General features: G+C 66.1%; 6 protein-coding genes and 1 tRNA gene. 6 read left to right on the top strand and 1 reads right to left on the bottom strand.

Annotation, left to right across the window (positions count from 1 at the left end; all coding sequences use genetic code 11):
* Positions 1–15 precede the first annotated feature (15 nt).
* The 4 genes from ACTJKH_RS07490 to rpoC all read left to right on the top strand — a co-directional run bounded on the left by ACTJKH_RS07490 (position 16) and on the right by rpoC (position 10,356).
* Positions 16–966 (top strand): ABC transporter permease, encoded by a 951-nt coding sequence (locus ACTJKH_RS07490; protein WP_210097160.1) that lies wholly within the window; start codon positions 16–18, stop codon positions 964–966.
* Entirely contained in the window at positions 963–2,672 is a 1,710-nt protein-coding gene (locus tag ACTJKH_RS07485) for an ABC transporter ATP-binding protein (RefSeq protein ID WP_440736389.1), read from the top strand. The genes ACTJKH_RS07490 and ACTJKH_RS07485 overlap by 4 nt, the downstream gene beginning before the upstream one ends.
* 219 nt (positions 2,673–2,891) lie before the next feature.
* Positions 2,892–6,395 carry a DNA-directed RNA polymerase subunit beta gene (rpoB, locus tag ACTJKH_RS07480; protein WP_440736388.1) on the top strand — a complete coding sequence of 1,168 codons (3,504 nt, stop codon included), beginning with the start codon at positions 2,892–2,894 and terminating at the stop codon, positions 6,393–6,395.
* An 85-nt stretch (positions 6,396–6,480) separates the two neighbouring features.
* On the top strand, positions 6,481–10,356 hold the full coding sequence (gene rpoC, locus ACTJKH_RS07475) for a DNA-directed RNA polymerase subunit beta' (protein WP_210097163.1): 3,876 nt from the start codon (positions 6,481–6,483) through the stop codon (positions 10,354–10,356).
* Positions 10,357–10,453: 97 nt separating this feature from the next.
* Here rpoC and ACTJKH_RS07470 read toward each other — a convergent pair whose 3' ends face one another.
* Complete coding sequence (locus ACTJKH_RS07470; protein WP_440736387.1) at positions 10,454–11,050, bottom strand: hypothetical protein; 597 nt, start codon at positions 11,048–11,050, stop codon at positions 10,454–10,456.
* An 86-nt stretch (positions 11,051–11,136) separates the two neighbouring features.
* On the opposite strand from ACTJKH_RS07470, the gene ACTJKH_RS07465 reads away from it, so the two are divergent.
* Both ACTJKH_RS07465 and ACTJKH_RS07460 read left to right on the top strand, forming a co-directional pair.
* Complete coding sequence (locus ACTJKH_RS07465) at positions 11,137–12,066, top strand: PfkB family carbohydrate kinase (protein WP_440736386.1); 930 nt, start codon at positions 11,137–11,139, stop codon at positions 12,064–12,066.
* Positions 12,067–12,152: 86 nt separating this feature from the next.
* Positions 12,153–12,237 (top strand) — tRNA-Tyr (locus ACTJKH_RS07460).
* The last annotated feature ends 131 nt before the right edge of the window (positions 12,238–12,368 follow it).

The raw sequence follows: 12,368 nt of genomic DNA, 5'->3' as shown, positions 1-12,368 counted from the left end.
AAAAGAGGTGACGTCATGAGCGTCGCACTCCCACCCGCACAGGGCGGCGGGATCATCGACACCGTCGCCATCGCCCAATCCGATCTGAAGGACGGACCGGGAGGCTTCTGGCGCGACGTGTTCCGGCGTCTCCGGCGCAACCCCACCGCCTGGATCGGCGCGGGCATCGTGCTCGCCTTCCTGCTGGTGGCGGCACTCGCTCCGGTCCTGGCCCCGTACCCCGAGACGGCGCTGCCCGGCGCGAAGTACATCACGCCGACGTACATCCCCGGACCAGGGGAGCTGCCCGGATTCCCGCTCGGCCTCGACCGCTTCGGCGGCGACGTGCTCTCCAAGCTCATCTGGGGTGCCCAGGCGTCACTGCTCGTCGGCGTCATCTCGACGGCGCTGGGTCTCGTCGGCGGCATGGTGCTGGGGCTCCTGGCCGGCACCTTCGGCGGCTGGGTCGACACGGTGATCATGCGCATCGTCGACATCATCCTGTCGGTCCCGAACCTGCTGCTGGCCGTCTCGATCGCGGCGATCCTCGGTCAGACGCCGTTCGCGGTGATGATCGCGATCGGTGCCTCGCAGGTGCCGATCTTCGCGCGACTGCTGCGCGCGTCGATGCTGCAGCAGCGATCCAGCGACTACGTCCTGTCGGCCCAGACCCTCGGTCTCGGTCGAGGACAGATCACGATGTCGCACGTGCTGCCCAACGCCATCGGCCCGGTCATCGTGCAGGGCACGCTCACCCTCGCCACCGCCGTCATCGATGCGGCGGCGCTGTCGTTCCTCGGTCTCGGCGGCGGTCGCCCCGAGACGGCCGAGTGGGGGCGCATGCTCACATACGCGCAGGCGGAACTCGCCATCGCGCCGTGGTTGGCATTCCTGCCAGGTATCTGCATCGCGGTCACCGCGCTCGGCTTCACCCTGTTCGGTGAAGCGCTGCGCGAGGCCATGGACCCGAGGACGAGAGCACGATGAGCGCTGCGAAAGAGAACCAGGTGCCGAACGCACCGCTGCTGTCGGTCGAGGGCCTCGCCGTCGACTTCGCCACCATGGACGGCGTCGTGCACGCGGTCGAGGGCGTCGACCTCGAGATCGCACCGGGGCAGACCGTCGCGATCGTGGGGGAGTCGGGGTCGGGCAAGTCGACGACCGCGATGGCGATCATCGGCCTGCTCGCCGGCGGCGGGCGGGTGGCTGCCGGCAGCATCCGCCTCGACGGCCGCGAGATCGCGCACGCCCCGGAGAGCGAGCTGCGGATGATCCGCGGTCGCGACATCGGGCTGGTGCCGCAGGATCCGATGTCGAACCTCAACCCGGTCGCCAAGATCGGCACTCAGGTGGCCGAGACGCTGCTCGCGCACGGACTCGCCACACGGCAGAACGTGCAGCAGAAGGTCGTCGAGGCCCTCACCGCCGCGGGGCTGCCGGATCCGGAACGCCGCGCGAAGCAGTATCCGCACGAGTTCTCGGGCGGTATGCGGCAGCGCGCTCTGATCGCGATCGGTCTGGCGTGCAAGCCGCGTCTGCTGATCGCCGATGAGCCGACGAGTGCGCTCGATGTCACCGTGCAGCAGACGATCCTCGATCAGATCGGTGAGATGACGCGGGAGCTCGGCACCGCCGTGCTGCTCATCACTCACGATCTGGGCCTCGCGGCCGAACGGGCCGAGCGGGTCATCGTGATGCACCGCGGCAAGGTCGTCGAGCAGGGGCCCGCGAAGCAGATCCTCGAGGATCCCCAGCATCCCTACACGCAGTCGCTCGTGCAGGCGGCGCCGTCGGTGGCGGCAGCGCGTCTGCGGCCCGAGGCCTTCCGCGTGGAGGACAGGCAGGCTGCGTCGTCGGATGCCGAGAGGTCTGCGGATGCCGAGGCGCTGGGCGCCGCGACCGCCGCCGACAACATCGTCGAGTTCGAGCACCTCACCAAGGTGTATCCGGTGCGCGGGCAGAAGGAGGACTTCGTCGCCGTGAACGACGTGTCTCTCGCTATCCCGCGCGGTGAGACGGTCGCGATCGTGGGTGAGTCGGGGTCGGGTAAGACGACGACGGCGCGGATGCTGCTGAAGATCATCGAGCCGACCAGCGGGCTGATCCGCTACGAGGGCAAGGACGTCGCCTCGCTCACCAAGGCCGAGACGCGCGACTTCCGCCAGAAGGTGCAGCCGATCTTCCAGGACCCGTACTCGAGTCTGAACCCGATGTTCACGATCGAGCGGCTGATCGCCGAGCCGCTCGACTTCTACAAGCGGGGGAGCGGTGCCGACCGCCGCAAGCGCGTGCGCCAGCTGCTCGACGATGTGGCGCTGCCGCAGTCGATGCTCCGGCGCTACCCGTCGGAGCTCTCCGGCGGTCAGCGCCAGCGCGTCGCGATCGCCCGTGCACTCGCGCTGTCGCCCGAGCTCATCGTGTGCGACGAACCGGTGTCGGCTCTCGACGTGCTCGTGCAGGACCAGATCCTGAACCTGCTCGGAGACCTGCAGCGCGAGTACGGACTCAGCTATCTGTTCATCTCGCATGACCTGGCGGTGGTGCGCCTCATCAGCGACTACGTGTGCGTGATGAAGGACGGATCGCTCGTGGAGGCGGCCTCGTCGGAGGAGATCTTCACGAACCCGCGCGATCCGTACACGCGACGTCTGCTGGCGTCGATCCCCGGGAACGAGCTCAACATCGCCTCCTGAGGCGATCCGGTCGACCTTCTTCGGATGCCAATACCGCAGCATCCGAAGAAGGTCAAGGATCGAGCTTGCCATGTCGCAAGATCGCGCGTATAGTTGGTAGTTGCGCTCGCTTCTCCGTGCCCTCATATGGTGGTCGGCATCTCGTTGAGCAAACGGGCGCACACTCACCTGACGACAAAGGAATCGAGAAGCCCTGCGGGGCTCACGGAGGTTATTCCCTTGGCTGCTGCTCGCAACGCATCCACCACCACCACCACTAAGAACGGACGCGGAGCATCCCGTCTTTCGTTCGCCAAGATCTCCGACACGCTGACGGTCCCTGACCTTCTCGCTCTGCAGACCGAATCCTTCGGCTGGCTCGTCGGCAACGACGACTGGAAGGCTCGCGTCGCAGAGGCCAAGAAGGCCGGCCGCACCGACGTGAACGAGAACAGCGGTCTCGGCGAGATCTTCGAGGAGATCTCTCCGATCGAGGACCTCGGCGAGACGATGCAGCTGTCGTTCACGAACCCGTACCTCGAGCCGGAGAAGTACTCGATCGAGGAGTGCAAGGAGCGTGGCAAGACCTACGCCGCTCCGCTGTACGTCGAGGCCGAGTTCATGAACCACCTCACGGGTGAGATCAAGACCCAGACGGTCTTCATGGGCGACTTCCCGCTGCAGACCGGCAAGGGAACGTTCATCATCAACGGCTCCGAGCGCGTCGTCGTCTCGCAGCTCGTGCGTTCGCCCGGCGTCTACTTCGACAAGACCCCCGACAAGACGTCCGACAAGGACATCGTGTCGGCGCGCGTCATCCCGAGCCGTGGTGCATGGCTCGAGTTCGAGATCGACAAGCGCGACCAGGTCGGCGTCCGCGTCGACCGCAAGCGCAAGCAGTCCGTCACCGTGTTCCTCAAGGCGCTGGGCATGACCAGCGAGGAGATCCTCGCGGAGTTCGCCGGCTACACCTCCATCGAGGAGACGCTCGCGAAGGACACGATCGTCACCAAGGAAGATGCGCTCCGCGACATCTACCGCAAGCTGCGTCCGGGCGAGCAGGTGGCCGCCGAGGCCGCGCGTGCGCTCCTCGACAACTTCTACTTCAACCCGAAGCGCTACGACCTGGCGAAGGTGGGTCGTTACAAGATCAACCACAAGCTGGGCCTCGACGCTCCGCTGACCGACTCCGTCCTCACGGTTCAGGACATCGTCGCGACGATCAAGTACCTCGTCCGCCTGCACGCGGGCACCGAGGAGACCTTCCCCGGCATCCGCTCGGGCAAGAAGGCCGAGATCCGGATCGCGACCGACGACATCGACAACTTCGGCAACCGTCGCATCCGCGCGGTCGGCGAGCTGATCCAGAACCAGGTCCGCACCGGTCTCTCCCGCATGGAGCGCGTCGTCCGCGAGCGCATGACCACGCAGGACATCGAGGCGATCACGCCGCAGACCCTGATCAACGTGCGCCCCGTCGTCGCCGCGATCAAGGAGTTCTTCGGAACGTCGCAGCTGTCGCAGTTCATGGACCAGAACAACCCGCTCGCGGGTCTGACCAACAAGCGTCGTCTCTCGGCTCTCGGACCCGGTGGTCTGAGCCGTGACCGCGCCGGTGTCGAGGTCCGTGACGTCCACCCGTCGCACTACGGCCGCATGTGCCCGATCGAGACGCCTGAAGGCCCGAACATCGGTCTGATCGGTGCTCTCGCGACCTTCGCGCGCATCAACTCGTTCGGTTTCATCGAGACCCCGTACCGCAAGGTCGAGGGTGGCGTCGTCACCGAGCACATCGACTACCTGACCGCTTCCGAAGAGGTCGACTTCAACATCGCGCAGGCCAACGCCCCGCTCGACAAGAACGGTCGCTTCCGCGAGAGCCACGTCCTCGCACGCCCCAAGGGCGGTAGCGGTGAGGTCGACCTCTTCCTCCCGGAGGAGATCGGCTACATCGACGTCTCGCCGCGCCAGATGGTGTCGGTCGCGACCTCGCTCGTGCCCTTCCTCGAGCACGACGACGCACAGCGCGCCCTCATGGGTGCCAACATGCAGCGTCAGGCTGTGCCGCTGCTCCGCAGCGACTCGCCGCTCGTCGGAACCGGTATGGAGGGCTACACCGCCATCGACGCCGGCGACGTGCTCACGGCCGAGAAGGCCGGTGTCGTCTCCGAGGTCTCCGCAGACCGCGTCACGGTCATGCTCGACGAGGGTGGCACGCAGGACTACCACCTGCGCAAGTTCGACCGCTCGAACCAGGGAACGTCCTACAACCAGAAGGTCGTCGTCAACGAGGGCGACCGCGTCGAGGTCGGAGAGGTCATCGCCGATGGCCCCGCCACCGAGAACGGCGAACTGGCACTCGGAAAGAACCTCCTCGTCGCGTTCATGACGTGGGAAGGCTACAACTTCGAGGACGCGATCATCCTGAGCCAGGACCTGGTGAAGGACGACACCCTCTCGTCGATCCACATCGAGGAGTACGAGGTCGACGCCCGCGACACGAAGCTGGGCAAGGAGGAGATCACCCGTGACCTCCCCAACGTCAGCCCCGAGCTGCTCAAGGATCTCGACGAGCGCGGCATCATCCGCATCGGCGCCGAGGTCCGCCCCGGCGACATCCTCGTCGGCAAGGTCACGCCGAAGGGTGAGACCGAGCTGTCGGCCGAGGAGCGCCTGCTCCGCGCGATCTTCAACGAGAAGAGCCGCGAGGTCCGTGACACCTCTCTGAAGGTGCCCCACGGTGAGCAGGGCACGATCATCGCCGTCAAGGAGTTCAACGCCGAAGACGGTGACGACGAGCTCGGCTCCGGCGTCAACCGCCGCGTCGTGGTCTACATCGCCCAGAAGCGCAAGATCACCGAGGGCGACAAGCTCGCCGGTCGTCACGGCAACAAGGGTGTCATCGCGAAGATCCTCCCGATCGAGGACATGCCGTTCCTCGCGGACGGAACGCCGGTCGACATCGTGCTGAACCCGCTGGGTATCCCGGGTCGAATGAACTTCGGCCAGGTGCTCGAGACCCACCTCGGGTGGATCGCGAAGCAGGGTTGGAAGGTCGAGGGAACCCCGGAGTGGGCTACCAAGCTCCCGAAGGACGCCTTCGAGGCGGCCCCCGGCACCAAGGTCGCCACCCCGGTGTTCGACGGTGCGAGCGAGGAGGAGATCGCAGGTCTCCTCGACTCGACCATCCCGACCCGCGACGGCATCCGTCTGATCGACTCCAGCGGAAAGGCCCAGATGTTCGACGGCCGCTCCGGCGAGCCGTTCCCGGCGCCGATCTCGGTGGGCTACATGTACATCCTGAAGCTCCACCACCTGGTCGACGACAAGATCCACGCGCGTTCGACTGGTCCGTACTCGATGATCACCCAGCAGCCGCTCGGTGGTAAGGCGCAGTTCGGTGGCCAGCGATTCGGTGAGATGGAGGTGTGGGCCCTCGAGGCCTACGGTGCCGCTTACGCGCTCCAGGAGCTCCTCACGATCAAGTCCGATGACATCCTCGGCCGCGTCAAGGTGTACGAGGCCATCGTCAAGGGCGAGAACATCCAGGAGCCCGGCATCCCCGAGTCCTTCAAGGTGCTCATGAAGGAGATGCAGTCGCTCTGCCTGAACGTCGAGGTCCTCTCGGCCGATGGCACGCTGGTCAACCTCCGCGACACGGACGACGAGGCCTTCCGCGCTGCGGAAGAGCTCGGCATCAACATCTCCAGCCGCTTCGAGGCCGCCTCGATCGACGAGATCTAAGGTTCAGGCCGCCGCCTGAGCGTGCAGCTCCGGCGGCGGCCCACCTCCCCGATTTCTTCAGAAGAATTCCTACACAGGAGAATTTGTGCTCGAGTCAAACACTTTCGATGAGCTTCGCATCGGCCTGGCCACCGCGGACCACATCCGCGCCTGGTCCTACGGCGAGGTCAAGAAGCCTGAAACCATCAACTACCGCACCCTGAAGCCGGAGAAGGACGGTCTCTTCGGAGAGCAGATCTTCGGCCCGTCCCGCGACTGGGAGTGCGCCTGCGGCAAGTACAAGCGTGTCCGCTTCAAGGGCATCGTCTGCGAGCGCTGCGGCGTCGAGGTCACCAAGTCCTCGGTCCGTCGTGAGCGCATGGGCCACATCGAGCTCGCCGCTCCCGTCACCCACATCTGGTACTTCAAGGGTGTTCCCTCGCGTCTGGGCTACCTGCTCGACATGGCGCCGAAGGACCTCGAGAAGGTCATCTACTTCGCCGCGTACATGGTCATCTCGGTCGACGAGGATGCTCGTCACCGCGACCTGGGCACGCAGGAGAACAACATCCGCCTCGAGCTGAAGACGCTCGGAGACCGCCGCGACGCGAAGATCGCCGAGCGCCTGGCACGCCTGGAGGAGGAGCTCGCTTCCCTCGAGGCAGAGGGCGCCAAGGCCGACGCGAAGAAGAAGGTCAAGGACGCCGGCGAGAAGGAGATGTCGCTCATCCGCAAGGGTGCCGACGAGGCGATCGCCAAGCTCGAGCGCGTGTGGGAAGACTTCCGCACCCTCGAGGTCGGTGCACTGCGCCCCGAGGACGACGTCTTCCACGAGCTGCAGGACCGTTTCGGTCAGTACTTCGAGGCCTACATGGGCGCCGAGTCGATACAGCGTCGCCTCGCGGCGTTCGACCTGGCCGCCGAGGCGGAGAGCCTGCACCTGCAGATCTCCGAGGGCAAGGGCCAGCGCAAGATCCGCGCGATCAAGCGTCTGAAGGTCGTCAACTCGTTCCTGGAGACCGGCATGAGCCCGGCCGCCATGGTCCTCGACGTCGTTCCGGTCATCCCGCCGGAGCTGCGCCCGATGGTGCAGCTCGACGGTGGCCGCTTCGCGACCTCCGACCTCAACGACCTCTACCGTCGTGTGATCAACCGCAACAACCGTCTTCGTCGTCTGATCGACCTCGGTGCCCCCGAGATCATCGTCAACAACGAGAAGCGGATGCTGCAGGAGGCCGTCGACGCACTGTTCGACAACGGTCGCCGTGGTCGTCCCGTCACCGGTACCGGCAACCGCGCCCTGAAGTCCCTCAGCGACATGCTGAAGGGTAAGCAGGGTCGTTTCCGCCAGAACCTGCTCGGCAAGCGCGTCGACTACTCGGGCCGTTCGGTCATCATCGTCGGCCCGCAGCTGAAGCTGCACCAGTGCGGTCTGCCCAAGCAGATGGCTCTGGAGCTCTTCAAGCCGTTCGTGATCAAGCGCCTGATCGACCTCGGTCACTCGCAGAACATCAAGGCGGCCAAGCGCGCCGTCGAGCGCACCCGTCCCGAGGTCTGGGACGTGCTCGAGGAGATCATCCGCGAGCGTCCCGTGCTGCTCAACCGTGCACCCACGCTGCACCGTCTGGGCATCCAGGCTTTCGAGCCTCAGCTCGTCGAGGGCAAGGCCATCCAGCTGCACCCGCTCGTCTGCGCGGCGTTCAACGCCGACTTCGACGGTGACCAGATGGCCGTCCACCTGCCGCTGTCGGTCGAGGCTCAGGCCGAGGCCCGCGTGCTGATGCTCGCGTCGAACAACATCCTGAAGCCGTCCGACGGACGCCCGGTCACCCTGCCTTCGCAGGACATGATCATCGGTCTGCACCACCTGACCACGGTCAAGGCGGGCGCAGCCGGTGAGGGCCGTGCATTCGGTTCGGTGGGCGAGGCGATCCTGGCCAAGGACGAGGGCACCCTCGACCTGCAGGCCAAGGTCCGCATCCGCATCCCGGGTCTGACGTTCCTCGAGGGCGAAGCACCCGAGGGCTACGAGCGCCACGGTCTCGTCGACGCGTCGCTCGGACAGGCGATCTTCAACGACACGCTGCCGAAGGGCTACCCGTTCGTCCGCGAGCAGGCTGACAAGAACAAGCTGTCGCAGATCGTCAACAAGCTGGCCGAGGAGTACCCCAAGGTCGAGACGGCTGCGTCGCTGGACCGCATCAAGGACGCCGGCTTCTACTGGGCCACTCGTTCGGGTGTGACCGTCGCGCTGAGCGACATCCTCACGCCGCCGAACAAGGCCGAGATCGTCGCCGGTTACGAGAAGCAGGCCTCGAAGGTCCAGTCTCAGTACGAGAAGGGTCTGACGACCGACACCGAGCGTCGCCAGGAGCTCATCAAGATCTGGACCGAGGCGACCGACGAGGTCCAGGCCGCGATGAAGGCGAACTTCCCCGAGGACAACACCATCAACCGCATGGTGTCGTCGGGCGCCCGTGGTAACTGGCTGCAGATCCGGAACATCGCCGGTATGCGTGGTCTGGTGAACAACCCCAAGGGTGAGATCATCCCGCGTCCGATCATCTCCTCGTACCGCGAGGGCCTGTCGGTGGCGGAGTACTTCATCGCGACGCACGGTACCCGTAAGGGTCTGGCCGACACCGCTCTGCGTACCGCCGACTCGGGTTACCTGACCCGTCGTCTGGTGGATGTCTCGCAGGACGTCATCATCCGCGAAGAGGACTGCGGCACGTCGAAGGGCCTCGAGCTCCCGATCGCCGCTCCGAACTCGCAGGGCGAGCTGGTGCGTGACGCGAACGTCGAGAACTCGGTGTTCGCTCGTACGCTGGCCTCCGACGTGGTCGACAGCAAGGGCGAGGTCCTCGCCTCTGCCGGCGACGACGTGGGTGACGTGCTCATCGACAAGCTGGTCGCCCTGGGCGTCGAGAGCATCAAGGTGCGCTCGGTCCTGACCTGCGACTCCGCCGTCGGTGTCTGCGCGCAGTGCTACGGACGGTCGCTCGCGACGGGTAAGACCGTCGACATCGGCGAGGCCGTCGGCATCATCGCGGCCCAGTCGATCGGTGAGCCCGGTACCCAGCTGACGATGCGTACCTTCCACACCGGTGGTTCGGCTTCGGCCGATGACATCACGCAGGGTCTGCCCCGTGTGCAGGAGCTCTTCGAGGCGCGTACCCCCAAGGCTGCGTCGCCCATCGCAGAGGCCGACGGTCGCATCACGATCGACGAGACCGACAAGGCGAAGAAGCTCATCCTGACGCCCGACAACGGTGACGAAGAGGTGATCTACCCGGTTCTGAAGCGTGCGACGCTTCTGGTCGAGGACGGTCAGCACGTCAGCGTCGGTCAGCCGCTGCTGGTCGGAACGCTCGACCCCAAGGAGGTCATGCGTGTCATGGGTGCCCGCGAGGTGCAGCGTTACCTCGTCGGCGGCGTGCAGGGCGTGTACCGCTCGCAGGGTGTGCCGATCCACGACAAGCACATCGAGGTCATCGTCCGTCAGATGCTCCGCAAGGTCACCGTCGTCGATCACGCCGACACGACCCTGCTCCCGGGTGAGATGGTCGACCTCAAGCGCTACCAGGCGATCAACCGCGAGGCTGTGGCAGAGGGCAAGCGCCCCGCGTCGGGCCGTTCGGAGCTGATGGGTATCACGAAGGCGTCGCTCGCGACGGAGTCGTGGCTGTCGGCCGCCTCCTTCCAGGAGACGACCCGCGTGCTCACCGAGGCTGCGATGCAGGGCAAGCGCGACCCGCTGGTCGGTCTCAAGGAGAACGTCATCATCGGAAAGCTCATCCCCGCCGGAACCGGTCTCTCGAAGTACCGCGACGTCACGGTCGAGGCGACGGAAGAAGCCAAGAGCGAGCGCTACCCGAACCGGATCTTCGCTTCCGACGGCGCGTACGCTGACGGTGACTTCGGTTACGTCGACTTCGACGCGTTCTCGACGGACGACATCACGCCGGGTACGTACAACTGACGTACTGAGTGAGTGAGAAGGCCCCGGGCGATTCGCCCGGGGCCTTCTTCGTGCGCGGATGCCGCGGAGGCGGCCTGGTGGCCGTGTCTGGGACGGGTCAGTCGAACAGGTGAGCGATGATGCTCGAGGTGTAACCCTCGGGGGCGAGGTTCGAATACTGGGAGTCGATCAGCACGTCGTCGCGCCAGAACAGCGTGCGGCCGTCGATCACGGGATACTCCGTGTTCTGCCAGGTCTTCTCGCAGCGCGTGCCGTCGTCCGGGGTGAAGCAGGTGAAGCCCTCGTCGGCGACGAGAGAGTTGAGCATGTCGAGGGCAGGACCGCGGTTCATGAGCGAGATCGTGGTGACGAGTCGCGTGGTGTCGGCCGCGGGGTCGGCCCAGATGCAGGTGAGGGTTTCGTCGTCGCCGACACCCGACGGGCCGAAGGCCGCGTCATTCAGCGGCACTCCGTCGAGCTGCGCGAGCACGTCGCCCGAGAGGATCGCTCGGCAGTCGGTCGGCAGTGTGATCGGCGCCGTCGTGGGAGTGGGGGAGGGCGACGGAGAGGGTTCGGCCGTCGCATCCGTCGTCGAGGTCGCGGAAGGGCTGGGCGACGTGCCCTGCCCATCGGACCCGGAGCCGCCCGGACCGCAGGCAGTCAGCAGGGCGATGAGCAAGACGGCCGCAGCGCCGGTGGCGAGTCGCGCGTTCATGCGCTCACCGTAATGGTCGGTGGCACCCGTGCGATAGAGGCAGACCGCGGCGCCGAACATGTCGTGCGAGCGGTAGTGTCGGCGGAATGAGCGTTGAATCCTCCCGTGCGTCCGGTGCCGTCGTCGTCGGAGACGCGTTGATCGATGAGATCCGTGACGATGCCGGTGTGCGCGAGCTCGTCGGCGGCGCCGCGTTGAACGTGGCCGTCGGGCTTCGACGACTCGGCGTACCGACCACGCTGATCGCGATGGTCGGCGACGACGAGGCGGGCGCGCACATCCGCGAATACCTCGTGGACCATGACGTCCGTCTGATCGCGAGCGAGGCTCCGCTCGGCTCCTCGCGGGCGATCGTGCAGCGAGGAGCCGACGGCGAGCCCGTGTACGTCTTCAATGAGGCGGCGCAGCAGCGCAGCATCCGCTACTCCGCCGAGGCCGCGCGGGCTATGGCTGATGCGGGTCTGGTGGCTGTCAGCTGCTTCCCGTTCGATGTTCCGGCCGAGGTCGACGCTCTCATCGCCGCCGCGGGCGACGCTCGTCTCGCCATCGATCCCAACCCACGCTCGGGCATGCTCAGCGACCGTGAGGAGTTCGTGCGGGGCTTCGAGCGTGCGGCCGCAGGAGCGGCGATCGTCAAGGTGGGCGCGGATGACGCGACCCTGCTGTACGACGGTGACCTCGACGCTCTCCGCGCTCGACTGCGCGGGCTCGGGGTCGGCGCGGTCCTCGCGACAGCGGGTGCTGACGGCGCAGCCCTCGAGTCGGATGCCGGTATCGTCACAGCCCCCATCTCGGCGCTCCCCGGGCGCGTGGTCGACACGGTCGGTGCCGGAGACGCGACGCTCGCAGCTGTGGCGGCGGGGCTCGCTGAAGGCACACCGACGGATGCGGAGGGATGGCAGGAGCTGCTCGATCGGGCGATGGATGTGGCCGCGGCGACCTGCCGAGCGGAGGGCGGTCTGCTGCGCACGCCGGAGTCTCTGACGGACGCCGACAGAGGCGTCTTCGGCAGCTGACGTCTCGATTTCTCGCGCCTGCCGTTCGCAGGTATGATTATCTATCGTGCCCCCGGTTGGCTGTCGAAGTCGGACGGGTGCGCTCTGGCGAGTTACCCAAGCGGCCAAAGGGATCTGACTGTAAATCAGACTGCATTGCATTCGGGGGTTCGAATCCCTCACTCGCCACCAGGGGGCCATTCCCGGATCTCGAGGATTTTGTTCTCGTATCTCAGAAGGACAGGTCACAGTAAGAAAGCCACCGGAATTCCGGTGGCTTTCTTCGTTTTCCCTCAGATTCCAGTCAGCGCCTTCGGTGGCTC

Source organism: Microbacterium sp. 22215, assembly GCF_052045655.1.
Taxonomy (GTDB): domain Bacteria; phylum Actinomycetota; class Actinomycetes; order Actinomycetales; family Microbacteriaceae; genus Microbacterium; species Microbacterium phyllosphaerae.
Note: the sequence above shows the minus strand (reverse complement) of the source record. Positions and strands in the feature narration are given on the sequence as shown.

Coding starts and splice junctions, on each gene's coding strand:
- ACTJKH_RS07465 (WP_440736386.1), top strand. CDS start 11,137: ATGAGCGTTGAATCCTCCCGTGCGTCCGGTGCCGTCGTCGTCGGAGAC.
- ACTJKH_RS07485 (WP_440736389.1), top strand. CDS start 963: ATGAGCGCTGCGAAAGAGAACCAGGTGCCGAACGCACCGCTGCTGTCG.
- ACTJKH_RS07490 (WP_210097160.1), top strand. CDS start 16: ATGAGCGTCGCACTCCCACCCGCACAGGGCGGCGGGATCATCGACACC.
- ACTJKH_RS07470 (WP_440736387.1), bottom strand. CDS start 11,050: ATGAACGCGCGACTCGCCACCGGCGCTGCGGCCGTCTTGCTCATCGCC.